The 21956-nt window shown below is 42.2% G+C and carries 19 protein-coding genes; 12 read left to right on the top strand and 7 right to left on the bottom strand.

Annotated elements, in window-relative coordinates:
- Positions 1 to 14: 14 nt before the first annotated feature.
- Both F612_RS0108165 and F612_RS0108170 read right to left on the bottom strand, forming a co-directional pair.
- Positions 15 to 776, bottom strand: coding sequence for a hypothetical protein (locus tag F612_RS0108165; RefSeq protein ID WP_019557277.1), 762 nt, complete (start codon positions 774 to 776; stop codon positions 15 to 17).
- An 86-nt stretch (positions 777 to 862) separates the two neighbouring features.
- Complete coding sequence (locus tag F612_RS0108170) at positions 863 to 1408, bottom strand: HdeD family acid-resistance protein (protein ID WP_019557278.1); 546 nt, start codon at positions 1406 to 1408, stop codon at positions 863 to 865.
- 281 nt (positions 1409 to 1689) lie between these two features.
- Between F612_RS0108170 and F612_RS0108175 the strand changes: the two genes are divergently transcribed.
- Positions 1690 to 3066, top strand: coding sequence for an APC family permease (locus F612_RS0108175; protein WP_019557279.1), 1377 nt, complete (start codon positions 1690 to 1692; stop codon positions 3064 to 3066).
- A 107-nt stretch (positions 3067 to 3173) separates the two neighbouring features.
- On the opposite strand, the gene F612_RS0108180 is transcribed toward F612_RS0108175, so the two are convergent.
- Both F612_RS0108180 and F612_RS0108185 read right to left on the bottom strand, forming a co-directional pair.
- Positions 3174 to 3896: an LrgB family protein gene (locus tag F612_RS0108180; RefSeq protein ID WP_019557280.1), complete on the bottom strand. Its 723-nt coding sequence runs from the start codon at positions 3894 to 3896 to the stop codon at positions 3174 to 3176.
- Positions 3893 to 4291, bottom strand: a complete 399-nt coding sequence (locus F612_RS0108185; RefSeq protein ID WP_245539515.1) for a CidA/LrgA family protein — start codon at positions 4289 to 4291, stop codon at positions 3893 to 3895. The genes F612_RS0108180 and F612_RS0108185 overlap by 4 nt, the downstream gene beginning before the upstream one ends.
- Before the next feature lie 251 nt (positions 4292 to 4542).
- On the opposite strand from F612_RS0108185, the gene F612_RS12990 reads away from it, so the two are divergent.
- The 4 genes from F612_RS12990 to F612_RS0108220 all read left to right on the top strand — a co-directional run bounded on the left by F612_RS12990 (position 4543) and on the right by F612_RS0108220 (position 9378).
- Positions 4543 to 6990, top strand: coding sequence for a methyl-accepting chemotaxis protein (locus tag F612_RS12990; RefSeq protein ID WP_019557282.1), 2448 nt, complete (start codon positions 4543 to 4545; stop codon positions 6988 to 6990).
- Positions 6991 to 7274: 284 nt separating this feature from the next.
- The gene (locus F612_RS0108200) at positions 7275 to 8069 is read left to right on the top strand and encodes an RMD1 family protein (RefSeq protein WP_019557284.1); all 795 of its coding nucleotides are present in this window, start codon (positions 7275 to 7277) and stop codon (positions 8067 to 8069) included.
- A gap of 104 nt (positions 8070 to 8173) precedes the next feature.
- Complete coding sequence (locus tag F612_RS0108205) at positions 8174 to 8503, top strand: DMT family transporter (RefSeq protein ID WP_019557285.1); 330 nt, start codon at positions 8174 to 8176, stop codon at positions 8501 to 8503.
- Positions 8504 to 8781: 278 nt separating this feature from the next.
- Positions 8782 to 9378 (top strand): DUF4136 domain-containing protein, encoded by a 597-nt coding sequence (locus F612_RS0108220; protein WP_019557288.1) that lies wholly within the window; start codon positions 8782 to 8784, stop codon positions 9376 to 9378.
- A gap of 47 nt (positions 9379 to 9425) precedes the next feature.
- Here the strand turns inward: F612_RS0108220 and F612_RS12995 are convergent, their stop codons facing one another.
- On the bottom strand, positions 9426 to 9866 hold the full coding sequence (locus F612_RS12995; RefSeq protein WP_019557289.1) for an NfeD family protein: 441 nt from the start codon (positions 9864 to 9866) through the stop codon (positions 9426 to 9428).
- Between the two features lie 41 nt (positions 9867 to 9907).
- Positions 9908 to 10819 carry an SPFH domain-containing protein gene (locus F612_RS0108230; RefSeq protein ID WP_019557290.1) on the bottom strand — a complete coding sequence of 304 codons (912 nt, stop codon included), beginning with the start codon at positions 10817 to 10819 and terminating at the stop codon, positions 9908 to 9910.
- A gap of 330 nt (positions 10820 to 11149) precedes the next feature.
- Here F612_RS0108230 and F612_RS0108235 point away from each other — a divergent pair, with 330 nt between their 5' ends.
- From F612_RS0108235 to F612_RS0108245, 3 genes are all read left to right on the top strand, one after another.
- A complete protein-coding gene (locus tag F612_RS0108235; protein WP_019557291.1) occupies positions 11150 to 11695 on the top strand; it encodes a cytochrome P460 family protein in 546 nt (181 codons plus the stop codon).
- 66 nt (positions 11696 to 11761) lie between these two features.
- Positions 11762 to 12481 carry a response regulator transcription factor gene (locus tag F612_RS0108240; protein WP_019557292.1) on the top strand — a complete coding sequence of 240 codons (720 nt, stop codon included), beginning with the start codon at positions 11762 to 11764 and terminating at the stop codon, positions 12479 to 12481.
- On the top strand, positions 12481 to 13950 hold the full coding sequence (locus tag F612_RS0108245) for a sensor histidine kinase (protein WP_019557293.1): 1470 nt from the start codon (positions 12481 to 12483) through the stop codon (positions 13948 to 13950). Before F612_RS0108240 ends, F612_RS0108245 begins: the two co-directional genes overlap by 1 nt.
- Before the next feature lie 10 nt (positions 13951 to 13960).
- On the opposite strand, the gene F612_RS0108250 is transcribed toward F612_RS0108245, so the two are convergent.
- A complete protein-coding gene (locus F612_RS0108250; RefSeq protein WP_245539516.1) occupies positions 13961 to 16252 on the bottom strand; it encodes a primosomal protein N' in 2292 nt (763 codons plus the stop codon).
- A 243-nt stretch (positions 16253 to 16495) separates the two neighbouring features.
- Here F612_RS0108250 and F612_RS13230 point away from each other — a divergent pair, with 243 nt between their 5' ends.
- The 4 genes from F612_RS13230 to F612_RS12450 all read left to right on the top strand — a co-directional run bounded on the left by F612_RS13230 (position 16496) and on the right by F612_RS12450 (position 21802).
- Entirely contained in the window at positions 16496 to 17017 is a 522-nt protein-coding gene (locus F612_RS13230) for a hypothetical protein (RefSeq protein WP_157760477.1), read from the top strand.
- Positions 17018 to 17528: 511 nt separating this feature from the next.
- Positions 17529 to 18104 (top strand): TRAP transporter small permease subunit, encoded by a 576-nt coding sequence (locus tag F612_RS12445; RefSeq protein ID WP_019557297.1) that lies wholly within the window; start codon positions 17529 to 17531, stop codon positions 18102 to 18104.
- Positions 18104 to 19471: a TRAP transporter large permease gene (locus tag F612_RS0108270; protein ID WP_019557298.1), complete on the top strand. Its 1368-nt coding sequence runs from the start codon at positions 18104 to 18106 to the stop codon at positions 19469 to 19471. Before F612_RS12445 ends, F612_RS0108270 begins: the two co-directional genes overlap by 1 nt.
- Positions 19472 to 19675: 204 nt before the next feature.
- Entirely contained in the window at positions 19676 to 21802 is a 2127-nt protein-coding gene (locus F612_RS12450) for a putative bifunctional diguanylate cyclase/phosphodiesterase (protein WP_019557299.1), read from the top strand.
- Positions 21803 to 21956: the final 154 nt, after the last annotated feature.

Here is a 21956-nt window from a genome sequence, read left to right on the forward strand (position 1 = left end):
CTTAAGTGGCCTATTCAAACTTTCCAGGAATAATATAAAATGCTGTTGATGGAGGATTCATCACTGACTTGATTTAATATCCGCTTTGAATACGCATGGGCATCATAGATCACCAAGTCTAAATTATTGGCAATCAGATAATTATTCATCGCTTCGGGATTGACCGGCTGTAAGGTATTGACGACCTCGACCGATTTGTGCAACATCTTGGCCATTTGTACAAACGGTTCGGCTTCATATTTCAACCCCGATGTTGTGGTGGTCTTAAAGGCTGACCGATTGTTTTGCAGATACAGTTTACCCAACGCTTCATTGTCTTTAAGCAACCCTAGCCAGAGCATGTAAGCATGAACATTGATTGAACTGCCTGCGGCAAACAATACCCGATGATAGGAGCGTACATGCGAGACATTTTTGACCTTGACCACGGCAATGTCCATTTCGAGTCTCGCCGCTACAATTTTATCGCTAAATGAATGGCTTGAGGACTGTTTGCGTGTCGCGCAGAATAAAGTGTCTATCGCATACAGTTGCGCAAAATGATGCAAGGTGTCGAGGATATCTCCCGCCAAGATGATGACTTCAATGTCAACGTCTTGAGCTTTTGCAAGCTCTTTTAAAGAGAGTTCTGATAAACGAAAATGTTCTATCGATTCAAGGCCATTGTCAATGAACAAGAGCGTAAGTGGTAACTGCACAGATTTTGCATACGTAATCGCATATAAACTCGCCGCTTCTGAAAGCAGTGAGCCATTGACTAAAGATACAATACGCATGCGCTTTCTCCTTTTCCAACATGAGTTTTCTAAATTGACCAGGCCTGGTCAATTTATGTCTGATTGATGCTCAATCATTCATGATTTTAACGCTCTACCTTGTTTAACACTCGACCCATTAAAAAGAACGAGAGGCCATCAAAGAGTAAACTTATGCCAATAAACAATCCTACTAGCCAACCTGCATTGAATGGCCATTGCCAAAGAAAAATAATCCCCAAAGCCAGCGATAGAACGCCATTGGCTAACCAAACCTGCCAACCTCTATGGGGCCGAAGGTTGAAAGCTAATGAAAGTCCACTGAATCCATCCACAAAAAAGTAAATGGCAAAAATAAGGCCTAACGTAGCCACCCCTGGCAACGGATAAAAAATTAAAAACGCCCCCATAAAAAATAAAACAGCACTTTTTAACCATCCTAGCCAACTGCGGGGATTGAGTTTCCAGGTAAAAAAGCCAGACACCAAACCCGCTAACAACATAAGCCATGCAACTAGCATTACCACCACCACAGACATCACCTGAGGGAAAATGATGCCTACTGCGCCTAATAACATTAAAACAATGCCCACTATTTTGGCGTGTTTACTGAATGCCTTAAATCCATCTTGTTCAAATGTATCACTCCACACAACTTGCTCCTTGAATCATTACTGACTTATCTAGTCTTTCATGACTGTTATTTTATATTACTGAAAAAAAATGAAGTTTGACAATAACTTATGAAATTTTTATCTAAAGTTACTCTTAGATAAACAACCGTCATGAGGTTAGATCTAACTCCACCGAAGTTCGCCTAACTTACTATGCAAATTACGTACTTCGTTGTAAAATCAATCGTACTTTTAACACTCTTCAACAAAATTGGCAAATCGTCATCCCCTCAAAAGACTATTCAACCCAAGAGCAGCAGATGATATTTCAAAATAACCAAAACAACACTATTCACAGAAAACGTAATAAGGCGTTGGGTGTTCCTGAATTAATTGCGATTGCCCTTGGAGGCATGGTGGGCGGCGGCATCTTTACCATTCTGGGAATTTCAGTCTCCATGATTGGTGCTTTTACCCCTTTAGCAATCATTATTGGCGGTGTGATTGCCACCATGGCGGCCTATTCATATATCAAACTGGGGGTGTACTACAAGGATGAAGGCGCAACCTATTCATTCTTTAAAAAGACTTTTTTTAACTCACCTTTTTCAGCTTCGCTCATCGGTTGGTTTGTTATATTTGGTTATATCAGCACACTCTCGCTCTATGCCTATACCTTTGCATCTTACGCCATCAGCAGCTTTTCGTTTGCAGATAATGAATGGATCCGCAAGTTGGTCGCTGGCGCGGTGATTATGGTCTTCACTCTGATTAATCTTTGGAGTGTCAAAGGCATGGGAAAAATCGAAGACATTATGGTTTATACCAAACTGGTCATACTGGTGGTCATTTCATTTATCTTGATTAATCATACCCAGACAACCCTGCCAGTGTTGATACAGAATGAAGGGAATGTCAGCGTGTTATCTATATTGATTGTGGCCTCTCTTACCTTTGTGGCTTATGAAGGCTTTCAGCTGGTCATCAATGCTGTCAATGAAATGAAAGATCCCGACAAAAACATCCCGAGAGCCATCTACTCTGCAATATTTTTGGCAATTTTGATCTATGTGGTCATCTCAATTGGTGCGATACTCTCCATTCCTTTTGATGAAATCATCCAAAACAAAGAGTATGCCTTAGCCTCTGGTGCCGATCGAATATTAGGCCATTGGGGGACAGATCTTGTTATTGCAGGTGCCCTACTGGCTACCAGCAGTGCCATAAGTGGGACACTCTTTGGTGCATCGAGGCAAATGGCCGTCATTGCCAAAGATGGCTACTTCCCGAAAGCACTTGCTAAACGCATTAATCACATCCCTATCTTGGCGATTATCAGCATGTCTCTTATGGCCTTCTTACTGGTGTTATCGGGTAGCCTGCAGGTCATCCTTGAATTTGGCAGTGTGACTTTTCTACTCGTCTCGTTATTGATGGCTTACGCCAACTTTAGAATCCGGCATCTAACCCACTCATCTTTGATGATTACTCTTTTCTCTATTATTGGACTTTTGGCAGGAACCCTACTGATTTTTTATTATGAGTTCCAAAACCAGCCTCAACAGCTGCTCTTTATTGGAGGAATTTACTTATTGTTAACAGCAGGTGCTTGGCTTTATGCCAGAAAAAAAGCCAATAGTGGCGTCCCACATTATGAGTCAACTCCCTTTGCCAAAAAGGATAGTACAAATTTTTAATGTCATTCAAAACGTAACGCTCATGCTGTAGTGGATAAAGTTCAATTGAGTGTCGGTAAAGGTGGCTACCAAAAGCAAATGGGTTGTAAATCAGACTCACCTGATGATTAAGTCTTCTGAATAAGTGACAAAACCAACGGTAAGATCAATGCCGAGACGGAGGCCGATAAGGCCATGGCCAGTCCAGCAAAGGCCCCCATTTGCGGACTGATCTGAAACGACCTTGCCGTGCCCAAACCATGTGCAGTCACCCCCATTGCTACGCCTTTAACACTGTCATCTTCGATTCTAAAAACTTTAAATACCCAGCCACCGACCACCGCTCCAATCACACCTGTAATCACCACAAATACCGCAGTTAACGTCGGTAAGCCACCATTCTTTTCTGATATGCCCATCGCGACAGGTGCGGTCACTGACTTGGGAATCAGCGATAACATGGTCTGCTCGCTCGCGCCTAAAAACTGCGCAATATAGTAGGCACTGAAACCGGAAAAGCTGATGCCTAACACTAAAGCAAACGACAATGGAATCCATACTTTTTTCAACTTACCTAACTGAAAATACAAGGGGATGGCTAAAGCGACCGTCGCGGGTCCCAGCAAGAAGTGAATGAACTGTGCGCCTGAAAAATAGGATTGATATGAGATATCAAACAGACTCAAGACCATGACAATCATCAAAACTGAGAGCGCAACGGGATTGAGCAACGGATTACCATGACCTTTATGATAAATTTTTACAGCCAGTAAATAACAAATCAGCGTTAAAGCTAAGCCGAATAACGGACTGGCCGACAGATAGACCCAAATAGCCGATTGATGAGTCATGATTGGGCCTTTTTCCAGTTAAGGAGTTTACAGATAGCCATCATGCTCCAAGCCGTGACCAGCAACCCTAAAACTGTACTGACAATCAGGGCAATACTGATGGCGAGCCACTCTTGCTGCAAGCGAACCAAATGCACCATAACACCCACGCCAGCAGGAATGAAGAGCAAAGACAGATGAGACAATAAAAATCCTGTGGAAACTTCTAACTGAACCGCAAAAGGGTTTTTAATCATCAAACTTAATAAGAGTAATAACATACCTACAACAGGTCCAGGCACAGGTAAATCAAGGCTGAGTACAATCAACTCTCCCACTAACTGATAAACCAATAAAATTGTCATCATCGTTAAAAAAGGCATGTTGTATTCTCTATTTTTATCTATTAAGTTCATTGCGGATATCCCACCCTATTAAGACCATACCCAAGACTTTATCTAGGATACTTTCTCTTTAGGAATCATTAAAGTACCTTGCAAAATTTATCGTAGTTTCAACATTTGAATTCTAAACCCTCTACCGATACATCTATAGCAGTAATTTTATGTAAATTTAGACAGGGGTGTGATAAAAAATACTAGCAGGACTATTTTTCAACAGCCTGCTAATATTATACTTCGCCTACGATTACACACAGGAACGACCTTTGAAAAAGATCAGCACGAAAATCATAATAGGGTTCTTATTAGCGGGATTAATCCCTCTCATTGTATCGACCTTTGCCACTGAAAGTATTTCCAATAAGGCTGTAAAACACCTTGCTGAAGCTGAGTTTTCTGCCATTCGCGATATTAAAAAAGGTCAAATTGAAGGTTATTTTTCAGAACGCATGGGCGACATAAATGTCTTGTCAGCCTTGGCCTCTGACCTTTATCAAAACGGATCAGGTATCGAAGGTGCCATCAATCGGAAAGTGGTCGGTGATCAGAATTTTTTTGAATACTACATGGCAGAGTATGGTTATTACGACCTGTTTTTAATCGATCCTGATGGTAATATTTTTTATACCGTTGCCAAGGAAGCCGATTATCAAACCAACCTATTGAACGGTGCTTACAAAGATTCGAATCTAGGAGAGTTGTTCCGCACAGTAACTCAGCAAGAAGCTCCAGCACTGGTTGACTTTACCCCTTATGCACCATCCAACGGTGATCCAGCCGCTTTTATTGCCAAACGTATCATGAATGGCAATCAGCTGCTTGGCGTGATCGCTCTGCAAATACCACTGGATCCTATTAATGCCATTATGCAAACTCGCTCTGGCATGGGGGAAACCGGAGAGTCCTACCTAATCGGATCGGATTATTTGATGCGTTCTGACTCCTATTTAGATCCAAAAAACCACAGCGTTTTAGCTTCATTTCAAAAACCTGAAACAGGCAAGGTGGAGACCGAAGGTGCTAGACAAGCTTTGGCGGGTAAAACCGATGTAGAAATCATTACCGATTATAATGCCAACCCGGTCATATCAGCCTATTCACCTATTAATATCCCCGGTCTAAACTGGGCCATATTAGCTGAGATTGATGTAGCAGAAGCCTTTGCTCCTATCTATCAGATTCAGAAAATGGCGCTACTGATTGGTATCATCATGGCGCTCATTATTACCGTGTTTGCACTATTTTATGCACGTTTATTGAGCCGTCCTATTACACAATTAACCGATACCATGAAACAAGTAGGTCTAAATTTTGACTTCTCAAGCCATTGTAAAATCAATTCACAGGATGAAATTGGCCAGGCTACGGATGCCTTCAATAGTTTACTGCAAAAAACCTCTCAAGCATTTACCGATGTAAACGCCACCATGACAGACATCGCCAATGGTAAATTCGACAGCCGCATCGTATCCGATCTCAAGGGAGACTTAGGCACCCTTAAAGATGGGGTGAATGCCTCGGCAAATAGTGTGGACTTCACTATGCAAGCATTGGGTACTGTTATGAACGCCATCAGCAGTGGTGATTTTAGCGTGCGCATGGACAAGAAAATTCCTGGTGAATTCCGCACGACGGTAGACAATGCCATGCAAAGTATGGACACGGCCATCACCGAATTAGGTGCTGTCATTACTAAATTAAGCCAAGGTGAGTTTGATGGACGCATCGTCACCGAACTAAAAGGCGACATGGACGGTCTTAAGATCAATGTGAACCAATCAGTAGAACAACTTGAAACGGCAATGAGCGAAATCATTGCGACAATTGTTGCTCAAAGTACAGGCGATTTAACGGCCCAAGTACAGGGTGAATACAAAGGGGAACTCAACCGTCTGAAAATAGCCTTTAATGAAGGTGGGTCTCAGTTAAATCAAGTGATGAATGGCGTAATGCAATCGGCCGATTTAGTGAGCCAAGCCAGCCAGGAAGTGGCCAGTGGGAGTATGGATTTAAATCAACGCACTCAAACTCAAGCGGCTTCTCTAGAAGAAACAGCAGCGGCGATGGAAGAACTCACTTCGACCATCAAACAGAACACCGATAATGCACTTAGCGCAGACCAACTTTCAATGAATGCCCGCAACCAAGCCCAAGAGGGCCAAACGGTTATGTTAGAAAGCATTGCTGCTATTCATGAAATCAGTGATTCAAGCGCTAAAATATCAGAGATAATCGGACTGATTGACAGTATCGCCTTTCAGACCAATTTACTGGCATTAAATGCGGCCGTTGAAGCCGCTCGTGCTGGAGAACATGGACGTGGTTTTGCGGTTGTCGCAGCTGAAGTACGTAATCTGGCGGGTAAATCAGCTGATGCTGCCAAAGACATTAAAGGGTTGATTGAACGATCTGCTCACAGCATTAAAAATGGTTCGCAAAAAATTGAACAGACCAGCAATTCATTAAAAGAAATAAATGAATCCATCTTGCAGGTTAGCAGTATTGTCAGCGAAATCTCAGCGGCTTCTCAAGAACAGCAAATTGGTGTTGAGCAAGTCAATCAAGCCATTACTCAAATAGATGAAACCACTCAACAAAATGCGGCTTTAGTAGAAGAAACGACTTCAGCGGCAGAATCCATGAATCAAGAGAGTGAACGACTCAAAGCCGCCATATCAGGCTTTAAAACCAACGGAAATTTATTGCCGCGATAAAGTTCCTCTTATCGGAGTGAAGGCGGTCTTAGATAACTTACAGCTCTTTAAGACCGTCTTAACAACAGATATCAACAAGCTTTGATTTAGCGTGTCAATGATCGACTGTATTCCATTCAAGATATAAGATAGATGGATGCCATTCGCTCAATTCAATCCGCTAAACCTAATACACAACATCCTCCCTAATTTTATAATCACCAGACCTGGTGATTTTGCTATTCTTTACCTTATTTTTTACGTACAATTTCAAAAATTATTCCAACGGCTGAGAACTGGACAAAATGACTTCTAAAAACGAGCTATACGCTTTGTGCTATTGCGACAATTTCGATTTTGATGCACTGCAAAAATACCTTTTGGGCAACCTGGATGGTACGGCCTATCGTCAAGTTTTTAATATCGAATGGCAACAAGGCGAAGTATTTATTTTTGAATATGGCGTCGTGGTATTTTGGGGGATTGAAGCGATTGATCGTCTATCTTTTCTTCAAAAACTCATGCCTTATGCGTTGGAGCCATTAACCCATGTCATTGAAGATGAATTTACGTTTACCACAACGGCAGATGACTTTGGCATCAAGAATGACCACATCTCCTTGCGTAACGGTGAAATCATGACGCGCTTGGCGATTTCTCATGGCCTGGCCCAATCAATCAAACTGGCTAAATTCGAATATCACATACAGCAAACCATCAATGACACAGCCTACATTCCTAAAAACATTGCGGATACAGGTAGCTCAAAACTGTCGCGCACTGAACTCGCTAAACTGCGAGGGAAACTGTTTATAGCCCAAAGTAATATTATGCTTAATTATGACTTGCTAGACATTCCCGATTTTTTCTGGGAATACCCTGAATTAAGCTATCTTTATGAGCGAATCTCTGAATACCTTGAGATCAAACAGCGCATACAAGTACTCAGCAAAAAAATGGAAACCATCCATGAATTATTTGACATGATGGCGGAAGAGCAAAAACACAAGCATTCAGCCATACTTGAATGGATAGTTATCTGGCTAATTGCATTTGAAGTGGCCGCAACCCTCTTCCACGACTTATTAGGTATTATTTAGCGATTAATTTGGTCCTCAATTGAATCCTTCTACAATTCATCCTAAGTTACCAGGCCTGGTGTATTAAAATAGCCCATTATCGTCAACATTGAAGTGAGAACATAATGGGTTACTGGTACCTAGCCATCGCAACCATTGCAGAGGTCATCGCGACCAGTGCACTGAAATCCTCAGAAGAGTTCACTAAATTAGTGCCGAGCCTTATTGTTGTCGTCGGCTATATTGTGGCCTTTTATTTTTTGGCTCTCGTTTTAAAAACCGTGCCTATTGGCATAGCATATGCCATTTGGGCCGGCATGGGCATCGTGTTAGTCGCTATTGTAGCCGCTGTCATCTATAAACAAATACCGGACTTGCCTGCGCTGATAGGCATGACGTTGATCATCACAGGCGTTGCGGTCATGAACATTTTTTCCAAAACCGTTAGCCACTAGAATACCTCATGGCTAACGGAATCCATGGGTTCCCCTAGTCAATCACTCAATACCATCATTAAAGGCATCACATGAAACAACTTATCACTTTAACCCTACTCACATTTATAGCGCTTATTTTTGCAGGCTGTTCATTGATTCCAGATCTTCCAGGGCCAATTGGTATTCCAGGTTTTTAGATTTTATGCGGTTTGACAGAATGGCCTTTCTTACCTAAAGCCTTTTTCTGGTAAAAGGCGTAGAATAATTCTATTACGAAGTAAATTAGGAGGTTCGTCATGTTCACTTTATCGCTTTTTAAGCCACAGCGTTCAGTTCCCAGTCTTTCTTTAGTCTTATTAGGGTTAGTAGTGGCCAGTTTGTCCGGGTGTAGCAGTATTCCCGTGTCACAAGATTATCAAGCGAAATCGGTTTTAAAAAATTACGCGACCTATCAATGGCTACCCGTTGAGATGCAGACAGCGCCCACCACAGCCAGCCTGAAAAAGGCCCATCCATTTATAACGCAACGTTTTGAAAAAGCCATTCAGGAGAATCTGCTTAATAGAGGAGCGATCTTTGTTCGCCAGGCGCCAGAGGCTTATGTGACTTATCATTATTCGGTTACGCAAATCCAGACTGTCGCTCCATCCAGTACAATTGGATTTGGATGGCATACGCGATCCATAGGTTTAGGTACTCGTTTTCCGATGGACTACACCACCGAAGTTTATGAAGAAGCTAAATGGCGAATTGATATCCTTAATACCGTCGGAGAATTAATTTGGCGCGGTGAAAGCGTCAAATCAGTAGACAACTACGCCTCGCCACAAGAGGCTGAAAAAAACACTCAAGCTGTTGTCGATGCTATTTTGAGCCAGTATCCACCGAAGTAAGGCCGTGATGCCCCCCCTTATTAGGGGGTGTTTTTTCCGAACTCGATTTAAGGTAGTTTTTGAATAAAAGCGACATTATTTTTCAATTCTTCAACCAGAACCTCATCACCTGCCTTAATTTCAAAGTCCCCCTTCTTTTTGAAGCCCCAGGTCGTGCCTTTATAATCAATTCTTAAGTGACCGTCATTTTCGACAATAATACCGGTGTCACCAGCTTGCATGGTTTCTAAGGGTAGATTCTTCTGCTCCATGCTCTGCATAAAAAAGCCCCGTAAGGCAAAGGTCAAAATACCTCCTAACACCATGGCAAGTAACAATTGCACTTCCCCTGATGGCCAGTTCACAAAAAAACCGACGACACCTACTAGCAGAAATGCGATGCCAAAAAACAGCATCACAAAGGTCGCACTTAATAGTTCTGCTGCAAGTAAGAGAGCCCCCAAAGTTAACATGATCCAAGCTGGAATAATCGGCAGTATATTTTCCATTTTATAACATCCCTTCGTTTTGGTTCACTTCCATTAAAGACCTAAGAGCCTGAATTATTTTGGCCCAACAGCGCTGCAAACGCAGTTAAAGAACCCACCATTTCTGATGTTTCAATCGGCACAATCACCTTGTTCGCCGAATCGCTGGCCGCAAGTCCTGCGAATGCGGCAATACGGTCTTTTGCTAATAAGAAACTGGCGGCATCTTTATTGTTCATCATGGCATCGTTAATCAATTCCATGGCTTTTTGCTCACCCATTGCCAGTTGCTCTTTTTCATACTTCACAGCATCCGCCATACGCTCAACCGCTTCCGCTTGCTTGAAGGCTTGTTGACGCTCACCTTCCGCTTTCAAAATCAGCGCATTCTTATCCCCTTCGGCTTCGGTTTCAGTTGCACGACGACGACGTTCGGCTTCCATTTGTAATTCCATCGCCGTTTGCACCGCTTGGGGAACAGAAATATCCGCCACTTCTACACGGGTCACTTTCGCCCCCCAAGTGCTGCTGGCGAGGTCTAGGGCAGTGAGTAATACTGCATTCAAATCAGCGCGTGAACTCAAGGTCTCATCTAACTCCATTCGCCCAATTTCGGCACGTAGGGTAGTTTGCGCTAACTGTGCTATGGCGACTTTCAAATCTTTTATTTCATAGGTTGCTTGCTTAGCATCGTTAATCCGGATAAACACGACGGCATCGATTTGAATACTGACGTTATCTTTTGTAATAACCGCTTGACGGGGCACATCAATAATCTGCTCTTGGGTATCAAACTGTGAGCGTTTTTGATCAATAAAAGGAATAATAAAATTAATCCCCGCCCCTAAAGTTCGGTGATATTTTCCTAAGCGTTCAATCACCCATAACTCAGCTTGAGACACTATTTTGACGGCTAAAAATAGATAGATCAAAATCAACAGTGAGACGGTTCCAACAAATCCTAAAAATTCCATATGATTCTCCTTTTACATTTGAAGAAACGTGCTTCAAATGACTGAAATAGTGATGACAAAAATCTTAAAATCATCATACCTGACCCTTTCTCTGAAAAGTAGTGAAATAACGAAGCGACGCTGAGCTTGAATTCATTTAAGTGGTTACATGAGTTTTTAGTAAACGGATTCGTAAAATTTATCGGACCTGTAATGAGTGCTTTTGCAGCTTAACGATGATGTATTTATATGGATATTTAGAAAAAAGTACAGCATATGTGAACCTTTTGTGAGGACTTTAAACATTCTATTATTCACAATGTCCTTGAAATAAACCAATAAGGAAATACCATGAAAACTCATTTAATATTCGGCAGCTTACTCGCATTAATTCTGACGTCATTTAACGTGGCCGCCGCACAACCTGCGTCTGACCAACCATCATCGATCCCTGCGGATACGGCAAATGGAATTGCTTTTCCTGTCAACTATCAAGATTGGGCAGTCGTTTCAGTTGCACATCGCGAAGATAATAAAACCCTTAGAGCGATTGTTGGCAATCCTGAAGCGATTCAAGCCATAAAAGATGGCAAAACCAATCCTTGGCCAGATGGTGCCATTCTAGGGAAAATGGTTTGGAAAGATCGTCAAGATGACCATTGGGCAGCTGCAACGGTTCCTGACAAATTTATTCATGCTGAATTCATGTTTAAAGATCATCAAAAATGGGCGGATACTGGAGGTTGGGGCTGGGCTCGTTGGGTAGGAACAGAACAAATTCCTTTTGGTAACGATACACTTTCTGCATCCGCTTCATGTGTTGCTTGCCACACGCCTGTTAAAAACCAAGACTGGGTTTTTCACAAACCAGCCATTATGCCAAAACGTATCCGATAGTCTTCAATACGACACTTTTTATCGTTTAAAATAGAAAGTGTTGTTTCCCTCTCGAGTAGCCAATCTATGCCAGAAAAATTTCATGCTTTAATCATTGAAGATGACCCGGACATTGCACGATTGGTCGCTATTCAAATTGACTCCTTACAAGGTTCAAGCCATCATGTTGGTTATCTGGATAAAGCACAACGTTATTGCCAGTTGAATTCTGTGTCTATTTTAATTCTAGATTTGTCCTTACCGGATGGCGACGGTTTAGATTTCTGTCGAATGTTTCGTCAAACGAACACGACCACACCGATTCTCATGTTGACCGCACGCTCAGATGAAATTGATCGGGTGTTAGGACTCGAGTTAGGCGCAGATGATTATTTAGGTAAACCTTTTGGGCTCGCCGAATTGAAAGCTCGCATCAAGGCGTTGCTCAGACGTTCACAGATCCAAAAACATCCCACAAAAAAAAATGAATTGATTCAGGTCGAAGGCCTAACAATCAATTCCATAAAACATCAGGCGCATCTCCATACGATAAACCTTACCCTGACTTCTAAAGAGTTTGAGCTTTTAAAGCTGTTTGCAACCTATCCAAACCAAGTCTTTAGCAGAATGGATTTACTGGAAAAGGTTTGGGGCATCGATCATGATGGTTATGAACATACTGTAAACTCCCATCTTAATAGATTGCGTAAAAAACTGGAAACGGATCCCGCTCACCCTAAAATATTGGAAACCGTTTGGGGCGTGGGCTACAAACTTAATTCAGAACAACTCAAAGAAAAAATATAATGCGACAAACCATGCCCTCTCATTTATTTAAACGCTATAGCCTATGGTTTATTTTGGTTTTTTTCATTATGGGAATCAGCTATTTATTTATCAGCTTATCCCTGTCCAATCATTATTTACAAGAAGTACAAACTCGCATCCATATTCACGTGGCCGATTCGATTATCCAAGATCATCAGTTCGTCAACCAAGAGCAAATGAGTCAAGCAGCAATTGCCTCTACTCTTAACCGTTACATGCAGTTAAACCCACATTTAGAAATATACCTAACAGACTTAAATGGCAACATTCTCCAGTATTCTGCAGATGCTAAGAAGATTAAGCGACACAAAATTGATACTTTTCCTTTGCTTAAACAACTCAATACGGACTCTGTTGATAACTCTGAATTCCCCATGGGAGATGACCCTAGAAGTTTCTCTGGACAAAAACCTTTTTCGGTCGCCTACCTACCCAATAAAGCACATCCCGAAGGCTTTCTTTATGTCATTATTCAAGACAGCATTGAACAAGAAGCCAACCGACAGTTACAAGAGAGTATTCTGCTAGAGCTCAGCGCATGGTCATTTTTATCAAGTTTAGTCATAGGGCTTTTATTAGGTGGCGTGCTGTTTTACCACTTAGCCAAACGCATCAGTAATTTATCACAAACAATTACTCAATTTAAAGAGCAACCAGAGCGGCCCATCCCCCCCCCTAAACAGATTAAGGATGAGATCGATTTACTCGAAACCACGTTTATAGAAATGTCAGTACAGATTCAACAGCAGATGAGACAGCTTTCACAAACCGATCAACAACGACGTTTTATGATTTCCAGCTTATCGCACGATTTACGCACCCCTCTCACTAATATGATTGGTTATATGGAGCAACTTTTACAAACGCAGCCTAATGAATACCTGCACATTGCCTATCAAAATGGTTTAAAACTCAAACACTACTTAGATCAACTCTTTGAATTTGCCAAATTAGATATGAACAGCTTTAAACTTCATCAACAAGAGCTCTCATTAAGCGAGTTCTGCTTTGATATATTTAAACAATACGAAACCACTTACCCAGGACAAAACTGGCACATTGAGATGCAGCAAAACATTATTTATGAATTTGATGTGAATCAACTAGAACGTGCAATTCGTAATCTGGTAGACAATGCGATTAAACATGGTCAAGGTATCATTACATTAGGACTCAAGCAGAAAGAAGACTTTATCGAATTCAAGGTTTGTGATCAGGGTATGTTATTGAAACACAACGATGAACCTTTTGAATTTGATCTATTTAAACCCTCTGCGTTCGCTTTCAATAAAAATCAGAGCGGCCATTCAGGAGCGGGGTTAGGATTAGCCATCGTTAATTCCATTGCTGAAAAACATCACGGCCACCTGAGTTATTGTCGAGATAACAACCAAAACTGCTTCAAAATTTCATTACCGTTAACCCTGGAGCAATCACCCCCAAAATAACCAGGTCTGGTTACATCATCTCCTGGGGATCAACATCAATGCTCCAACGCACTTTGCGTGCCAGAGGACTCTGATAGATATGCGGTTCTAATTCACGTAACACACGATGTACTTGACCACGCTCAGCTGATTGTAGCAGTAACTGAAAGCGATAACGTCCTTGACGACGTAACATCGGGGCGGCGACTGGCCCCCAAAACTCAACTTCTGAAACATTTCCTGACTCTTGTATGAACTGTTGTTGATTAAGTTCAAGGCCGGCTTTAAGCGATTGTAAGAATGCCATGACATCATTCGGATTCGAGGCTTCTGCCCGAATCAATATTTGATAGCGTGTTGGGGGTAATTTGGCATGAACCCGTTCCTCTAAAGCTTGCTGAGCAAAGGCATCATAACCTTCGCGAATCAGAGTAATCAGCAAGGGGTGGTCGGGGTGGTGCGTTTGAATGAGGACTTCGCCCTGTTTTTCCGCACGGCCAGCACGCCCAGCGACCTGTAGAATCAATTGTGCCATACGCTCCGGTGCGCGGTAATCCGCACTAAACAGACCTTGGTCAACATCGAGAATACCGACCAAGGTAACATTTGGAAAATGATGGCCTTTGGCCAGCATTTGCGTACCAATCAAAATATCGGCTTCACCGCGCTGTGCAATGCCGGTTAACTCCGCCATTTTGCCTTTTAATCGGGTGGTATCGCGGTCGATACGCAAGATGCTATTTTCTGGAAACCAATCCGTAATAGCTTCTTCTAGTCGTTCCGTACCTTGACCCAATTTCACAAATTCTTCGCCATCACAACTCGGGCACGATATAGGTGCGAGCTCTTGCTCACCGCAATGATGGCACTGTAGATAATCATGAATTTTGCCAGTATGTAAAGTCATATTAGCATCGCAACTTGGACAACTGGCTTGCCAACCACACTCGTGGCACATTAAGACAGGGGCAAAACCGCGTCGATTCAAAAATAGCAGGACTTGGCCTCCTTGCTTCAAATGCGAGTCCATAGCCGTTTGTAACTTTCGAGAAACCCCTTCTTGAATTTTTTCACCGCGAATATCGAGTAGTTTTAAACTCGGTAATGTGGCATTACCAGCGCGTTGTTTTAACTTGAGATGGTAATAGCGTTTGCTTTTGACATTATGCAAACTCTCTAAGGAGGGTGTAGCCGATCCCATGACCACGGGCACTTTTTCTTGGAAAGCTCTGCGCACCAGCAAGTCTCTAGCGGAATAACGGAAACCTTCTTGTTGCTTATAGGAGAGATCATGCTCTTCATCAATAATGCAGATACCTAACTCTTTAAATGGCGTGAACAGGGCCGAACGCGTTCCCAGAAGGACCTTAACTTGCCCAGTTCGTACCAAATGCCAAGCACAGTGACGTTCCGCATCATTTAAACCAGAGTGCAATGTGGCCACCCGAGTTTGCAGTTGAGCTTCAAAACGCGCCACCATTTGCGGCGTCAAGCCAATTTCAGGCACCAATACCAAGGCCTGCTTACCCAGCTTCAACACCGCCTCAATCATACCTAAATAAACTTCGGTTTTACCGCTTCCCGTCACCCCCTGTACCAGAAAACTCGCAAATGGATTCTCTGTTTCTAACCATTTCGTCACGTTATTAACGGCATCTTGCTGCTCTTCATTCAGACGGTGATTGGGAGATGGCGGATAATCAGATTCCAATAAGCAAGGCCCTTTGGACTCTTCCACCCAGCCTGACTCGATAAACTTATTCAGTGCCGGCCGCCAATTGTCAGAGTCTTGTGACAAATGGGTTGAACTCAACAAAGGCTGTTGTGCATTCTGGAAACTTGCCAATACAGACTTCTGACGCTTGGCGTTACCGGCAAGATCTGATTGTTGAATCGTTTTACCCATTTCCGTCAATTGCCAATGTGCCACACCTTGAATATGGCTCGGCTCACCTTGGCGTAGTCGTTTTGGCAGCGCCGCCGAAATAACCTCGCCAATCGGCTCGTGATAATACTGGCTCGCCCACTGGAACAGGCTGAGATCTTTAGCAGAAAACAGCGCGACTGAATCAATGGCTTCACTAATCGGTTTGATTTTAGCCAAATCAAAATCGGCACTCTCAGTGATCGCCATTACCAGACCGACAATTTTTTTATTTCGAAACGGCACCCAAACTCGTCCACCGACGACTGCCACTTGAGTGAACTCGCCCTCCGAGAGCAAATCTTGGGCAGGTTCAAGCAGATAGTCTAACGGAAATAAAAATGGGCCTGGAACGGCCACTTTGGCAATTTTTAAATTGGGCATAAGGATAGACAACACAACACTCTTTAGAGGAGAAGCTTTTAAAAATAATGGTGCCATTCTACCCAAAATTATAGTTGACGACTCAATTCAATGCCACTGACTGATGATTACTAAGAGAGGGTGATCACTCCGCTGAAAATTAAAAGTCTGACGATGGCTTCAGACTCAGGACAGAATCCTTCATAGGTTTATTCAATCTATTAACGATTCATCAGCGTAACCTAGACCCTGAGTAAAGTGATTCAAAAGGAATTCAGCATGTTAAAAGTAATCTCAACCAGCGTTTTATTCGGTTTATTAGGCAGCACCTTACCGGTTTATGCCGAAGAGTCTCGACATATGTCATATAGAACAATGACGGACGATAGAAAGGGATTTACAAAACAGCACAACCGTCACCAGAACAGTAAGCACACCCATCAACATTCAAATACACCTGAACACGTGACTTTTATAGAGACCAACTCGTATCAACCTCACTATGCTCAAAATCGCGACCCTCATCATCCAATAACCACTTACCACCGACAGAGCCAATATATTCAATATGTCCACCCCCGAAAGAACAGACATTATCAGAGCTCGCATCAAGGTCAAGCACACCTTAAACGTCACCATATTTTACCAAAGCATCTCTCTTATGGTCGGGTGCCTAGGAAGGTAGAAGACAGGCTCGAGCACTTACCGGCTCATTTAATGCGGGTGCGTATTGGAGACGACATAGCCGTCATTTATATTAAAAACCGCATGATTCATGAGATGATTCGCGGACTATTTTAGTAAAGGGTCTTACTCTAAATAGGTCACCACACCCTGTGCTTGGGATATTTAAATGTTTTGCTTTTAGTGAGACTAAGCGTCGTTGAATCAAAGGTAATTATGTTTAGAATCGCTCTTATGACAAATCAATATCACATTGTGATGGAAAAAGATATTCGCCTCACGACCGGCACCATCAAATATTGATTGATGACATACTTAATGGTCTTTTACCATACCTTTTTACAAAGTCGCTTACTGAGACCATCATCAGGCAATAGCTGTATTATGACCGAGGGAGATGTCTGATCGCCACGGTCATAAATGGTTGTTTTTTGAGATCATTTTTGAATTAGAACACCCTGCCAATACCATGCTCTATTGTAAATGTGCGCTCACATTATTATGGATTTGTATCAAGCCTGGTTGTTTAAAACCATTTCTTGAAATCCAGTTTTGATAAACATGCCTTTCTCCTGCCAAAATCGTTAAAATGCTTACATTATCCTTAAGCACTTAAAAAAACATCAATATGTCACATACCAACTCTTTCGCCGCTTTTTTAGCCTCCTTTGTCCACCATCAAAACGCACTCCAAAATCGTTTAGGCCAAGTCATTGCGTGGGGAAACCTCTCTTTGGTGTTCATCGCAGCATTGGTTGTCATCCTGCGTTACGGTTTTGACACTGGCTCGATCGCTCTTCAACAAAGCGTCATGTATAACCATGCCTTCTTATTTATGTTGGGCATTGCTTATACCTATCAACTTGATAAACATGTACGGGTAGATGTTTTTTATGCGGCCTATTCGGAGCAAAGAAAAGCTTGGGTCAATTTACTCGGCACACTACTGTTCACCCTACCGGCCATGGCTTTTATTATTTGGGCTGGTTGGGACTACGTGGCGATCAGTTGGCAAATTGAAGAAAGTTCGGCTGAAACAGGTGGGATCGCTTATCTCTACCTTTTAAAGAGCCTGATCATTATTATGGCTGTTTTAGTCATTTCTCAAGCTATTTCGGTTGCATGTCAATCAGCATTACAACTGTTTTCACCAAGCTATGCATTGTCACAAGATAACGCTGAAGATCTGGGAGGAAAACTCTAATGGAATGGTTAGCACTTGTCTTATTTGCCGTTATTTTTATCTTCTTATTAGCGGGTTTTCCTGTCGCCTTTACCTTAGCCGGCGCTTCTTTGTTGTTTGCCTTAGTTGCCAATTTATTTGGTGCTTTCGACATGGCCTTTTTACAGAGCATTCCAAACCGTATCTTTGGCATTATGAGTAATCAAACCCTCATCGCCGTACCCCTGTTTGTCTTTATGGGTATTATGTTAGAACAGTCTAGAATCGCTGAAAACCTGCTACAAACGATGGACGAGGTTATGCGTGGCATTAAGGGTGGCTTAGGGATCGCCGTTATTTTGGTCGGTATGTTATTGGCCGCTAGCACCGGAATTGTTGGCGCAACAGTGGTCACGATGGGATTACTCGCCTTACCAACCATGCTCAAGCAGGGCTACTGCCCTAAAATTGCCAGCGGCACGATTTGTGCATCGGGTACCTTAGGTCAGATCATACCGCCTTCCATTGTGCTGATCCTACTAGGAGACGTTTTATCCTCCTCTTATCAGCAAGCACAGTTGAATCAAGGCATATTCTCGCCTGAAGCGCTTTCGGTTGGAGACCTGTTTATCGGAGCCTTACTCCCGGGTATGTTATTGGTTGTTTTATATATGTTATATGTTTTTTATAAAGCAATGACTCGTCCGGATCTCATTCCGAACAATGTTGGGCAGCCCGTGGCACCCGGGCTGCTTCTACGCGTCATTAAAAGTATGATTCCACCACTGGCTTTGATTTTAGTGGTATTAGGTTCAATTTTGGGGGGCTTTGCCACCCCAACCGAAGCCGCCTCTCTTGGGGCTTTGGGTGCTTTAATCCTTGCCAGTCTCAATCGCCAGCTTTCCATGGGTAGACTGAACGTGGTAATGCGTAATACGCTGCAAGTCACTAGCATGATCTTCTTAATTTTTATCGGTGCGGCATTTTTCTCCTTGGTCTTTAGAGGCTTGGGCGGCGATGATTTGATTACCGAACTGCTTACTGACTTGCCTGGTGGTGTTTTTACAGCGATGTTAATTGTGATGGCATTGATGTTTGTTTTAGGATTTTTTCTAGATTTTATAGAGATCACCTATGTTGTCGTTCCAGTGGTTGCACCTATTTTATTGATGATGGGTGTCGATCCAGTCTGGTTAGGCATAATGATTGCTATAAATCTACAAACGGCTTTTTTAACCCCTCCGTTTGGTTTTGCGCTATTTTATCTTAAAGGCGTAGCGCCACCGGAACTCAAAACATCGGATGTATACAAAGGTGTGATACCTTTTATTATCATCCAATTAAGCGTGTTAATAATGATTGCTATTTGGCCAGGACTCGTTACTTGGTTACCCAGTCTTATTTACTAAGATTTTTTAGAAGATGATGCAAAAAATTACCCTTGCGTCCTATCTTACAATAGCCTAATATCGTTTAAAAATCGTTATGCAGCGATGGGCAGGGATGGGTAACTCTGCCAATAGATACACTCCTAAATTAAAGGGAGCACAAGATGCGTCAAATTTCGCTGATAATCCATTAATTCATTTTTAGATTAGGCATTTATTACTTCCATGAGCTCAACCCCAGAGATCACTCAACTTGTAAAGAGTACCCGACACTTACGCGATGAACGTGAGAGTAAGCGGGAAATTATTAATGCTATCGAAAATGGCATCATTGTCCTCAAACCAGATCTAAAAATTCAATTTATTAATGACCAAGCAATCTACTTATTAGCCTGTAATACCCGCGAACAAGAATTTTTGGGCAGATTAACGCTTTTCAAAAACAAAAAGTGCACGATTCCTTTTAAGCTTGAAAGCTGGCTCAAATCCATCATAGAAACCCTTTCTGAAGAACCTCTAGAGCTGAATATCTGGTATAGAGATCCAAACAGCTTAAAGTCTCACCCTCGGTGCTTGCAAGGCAAACTCATTTTCAGTCGAAAAGGCAAAATTAAAAGCCTCCTTTTAAGCATTTATGATCGAAGTCTACGTGCGCGCGCTGATGAACAAAAACGTTTAATGCAAGCTGCTTTCAATAATTTTAACGGTCAGTTTATTGCGAATGAAAAGGGATACATCATTCATCCCAACGACAGTTTCATCTCCATGAGCGGTCTGAGTGCTAGACATCTGAAAGAAATGACTCTCATGCATTGGCTTGAGCTGCAAGTAACCCTTAAAAGTGACACGACGGGTTTATTAAGAACTCTGCTCGAAACTAAATATTGGAGCGGAGAGGTAGAATTACACCCAAGTCCCGACTTAACCTTTCATGCAATATTAACCATATCAATGATTGCTGATGATGACTTCAATATCGAACACTATATTGTCACGTTACAAAACATTACTGACATCAAAGAAGCGCAAGCCCAGCTTCAACAGATGGCTCTTTATGACACTCTGACGGGATTGGCAAATCGTAAGCTTGCTAAAGAATTGATTTCTAATTTTCTTAAAAGTCATCTGCGCTCTAAAAACTTTTCAGCCATTTTGTATATAAATTTAGAGCGTTTTAAAAGCATCAATAATGCATTTGGCCGAAAGACAGGGGATCAACTACTCGCTCAAACAGCCTCACTGCTCAAAAAAATACTTCGTAAAGGCGATGCTCTGGCACGTGTTGGTGGCGACGAATTTGCTGTGATTACCCAAGACAAAGCCACCGAGACAGAAGAAGCCACTCGCAGCGCCCTAAAATTGGCTCGTAAAATAACGAATAAACTCAATCAACACTACTTAGTAGGTGAGTTAACTCTGTATAGTTCAGTGCGCATAGGGATAATCGTCTATCCTTTTTCTGAAGACGATAATGCAGACAGCTTGCTAAACAGTGCGGATTTAGCGATGTCTGAAGCTAAAAACCTTAAAGCTAATGAAAAAATTTATATTTACGAACCAACCTTATCCGAAGATATTACCCATCGTCGCCAACTCGAAATTGACTTAAACTCGCCTGAGCTAGATACTCAATTACAACTTTATTATCAAGCACAAATCGGCAAAGACGATGTTCTCCACGGCGCCGAAACACTTATCCGTTGGCAACACCCTACTCTTGGGCTAGTGCCTCCCAATAAATTCATACCCATTGCTGAAGAGAGCAGACAAATTCTTAAAGTAGGTGCTTGGGTGCTTTATCATGCTTTTATGCAAGTTAAAAAATGGGCTGCGATCCACCCTAACTTTAACCTCTCTATTAATATTAGTCCTGTTCAGTTCCATGAAACCGAGTTTGTAAAACACATTCGTGAATTACTCAACCACACAGGTGCTAACCCGAGCAATATTACCCTTGAGCTGACAGAAGGTGTGCTCATTTCGGATACTGAGAGCGCGCTCGATAAGATAGAAAAGCTCGATCGACTGGGTTTTAAAATATCCATTGATGATTTTGGAACAGGTTATTCCTCTTTAAGTTACTTACAAAGGCTGCCCATCCATGAACTCAAAATTGATAAAAGCTTCATTTTTCGGGTGCCGGACAGTAAAGAAGATGTTGCAATCGTTGAATCCATTATCCGCCTAGCACAAACTAAAAACCTAACCATCGTGGCTGAGGGCGTTGAGACTCAAGAACAAGTTGATTTTCTGCGCAAACAGCCCGGTAACATCCTGATTCAGGGCTATTTCTATAGCCGCCCAGTTGAAACTGAAGTCTTTGAAAACGTTTTTCTAACTCTAGATCCTTAAAAATTCCTGCCAAATATCTCAGCTATCGGTCAAAATCGTTTTCTTTCGTCTATAAAACAACCTCGACACACTTTTTAAACACCTTAATCGATCATAAAATCAAAATTACCTATTAAAACTGGTAACATTACTTAGATAAAAGAAGTACACTCTA

The organism is Thiomicrorhabdus arctica DSM 13458 (assembly GCF_000381085.1).
GTDB classification, from domain to species: Bacteria; Pseudomonadota; Gammaproteobacteria; order Thiomicrospirales; family Thiomicrospiraceae; genus Thiomicrorhabdus; species Thiomicrorhabdus arctica.

Excerpts from the sequence above, each read along its gene's own strand:
- F612_RS0108220 (WP_019557288.1), top strand. The coding sequence starts at position 8,782 with ATGTTCACTTTATCGCTTTTTAAGCCACAGCGTTCAGTTCCCAGTCTT.
- F612_RS0108230 (WP_019557290.1), bottom strand. The coding sequence starts at position 10,819 with ATGGAATTTTTAGGATTTGTTGGAACCGTCTCACTGTTGATTTTGATC.
- F612_RS0108175 (WP_019557279.1), top strand. The coding sequence starts at position 1,690 with ATGATATTTCAAAATAACCAAAACAACACTATTCACAGAAAACGTAAT.
- F612_RS13230 (WP_157760477.1), top strand. The coding sequence starts at position 16,496 with ATGTTAAAAGTAATCTCAACCAGCGTTTTATTCGGTTTATTAGGCAGC.
- F612_RS0108235 (WP_019557291.1), top strand. The coding sequence starts at position 11,150 with ATGAAAACTCATTTAATATTCGGCAGCTTACTCGCATTAATTCTGACG.
- F612_RS12445 (WP_019557297.1), top strand. The coding sequence starts at position 17,529 with ATGTCACATACCAACTCTTTCGCCGCTTTTTTAGCCTCCTTTGTCCAC.
- F612_RS12995 (WP_019557289.1), bottom strand. The coding sequence starts at position 9,866 with ATGGAAAATATACTGCCGATTATTCCAGCTTGGATCATGTTAACTTTG.
- F612_RS0108240 (WP_019557292.1), top strand. The coding sequence starts at position 11,762 with ATGCCAGAAAAATTTCATGCTTTAATCATTGAAGATGACCCGGACATT.
- F612_RS0108205 (WP_019557285.1), top strand. The coding sequence starts at position 8,174 with ATGGGTTACTGGTACCTAGCCATCGCAACCATTGCAGAGGTCATCGCG.
- F612_RS0108200 (WP_019557284.1), top strand. The coding sequence starts at position 7,275 with ATGACTTCTAAAAACGAGCTATACGCTTTGTGCTATTGCGACAATTTC.
- F612_RS0108270 (WP_019557298.1), top strand. The coding sequence starts at position 18,104 with ATGGAATGGTTAGCACTTGTCTTATTTGCCGTTATTTTTATCTTCTTA.
- F612_RS0108245 (WP_019557293.1), top strand. The coding sequence starts at position 12,481 with ATGCGACAAACCATGCCCTCTCATTTATTTAAACGCTATAGCCTATGG.
- F612_RS0108185 (WP_245539515.1), bottom strand. The coding sequence starts at position 4,291 with ATGAACTTAATAGATAAAAATAGAGAATACAACATGCCTTTTTTAACG.
- F612_RS0108165 (WP_019557277.1), bottom strand. The coding sequence starts at position 776 with ATGCGTATTGTATCTTTAGTCAATGGCTCACTGCTTTCAGAAGCGGCG.
- F612_RS0108180 (WP_019557280.1), bottom strand. The coding sequence starts at position 3,896 with ATGACTCATCAATCGGCTATTTGGGTCTATCTGTCGGCCAGTCCGTTA.
- F612_RS12450 (WP_019557299.1), top strand. The coding sequence starts at position 19,676 with ATGAGCTCAACCCCAGAGATCACTCAACTTGTAAAGAGTACCCGACAC.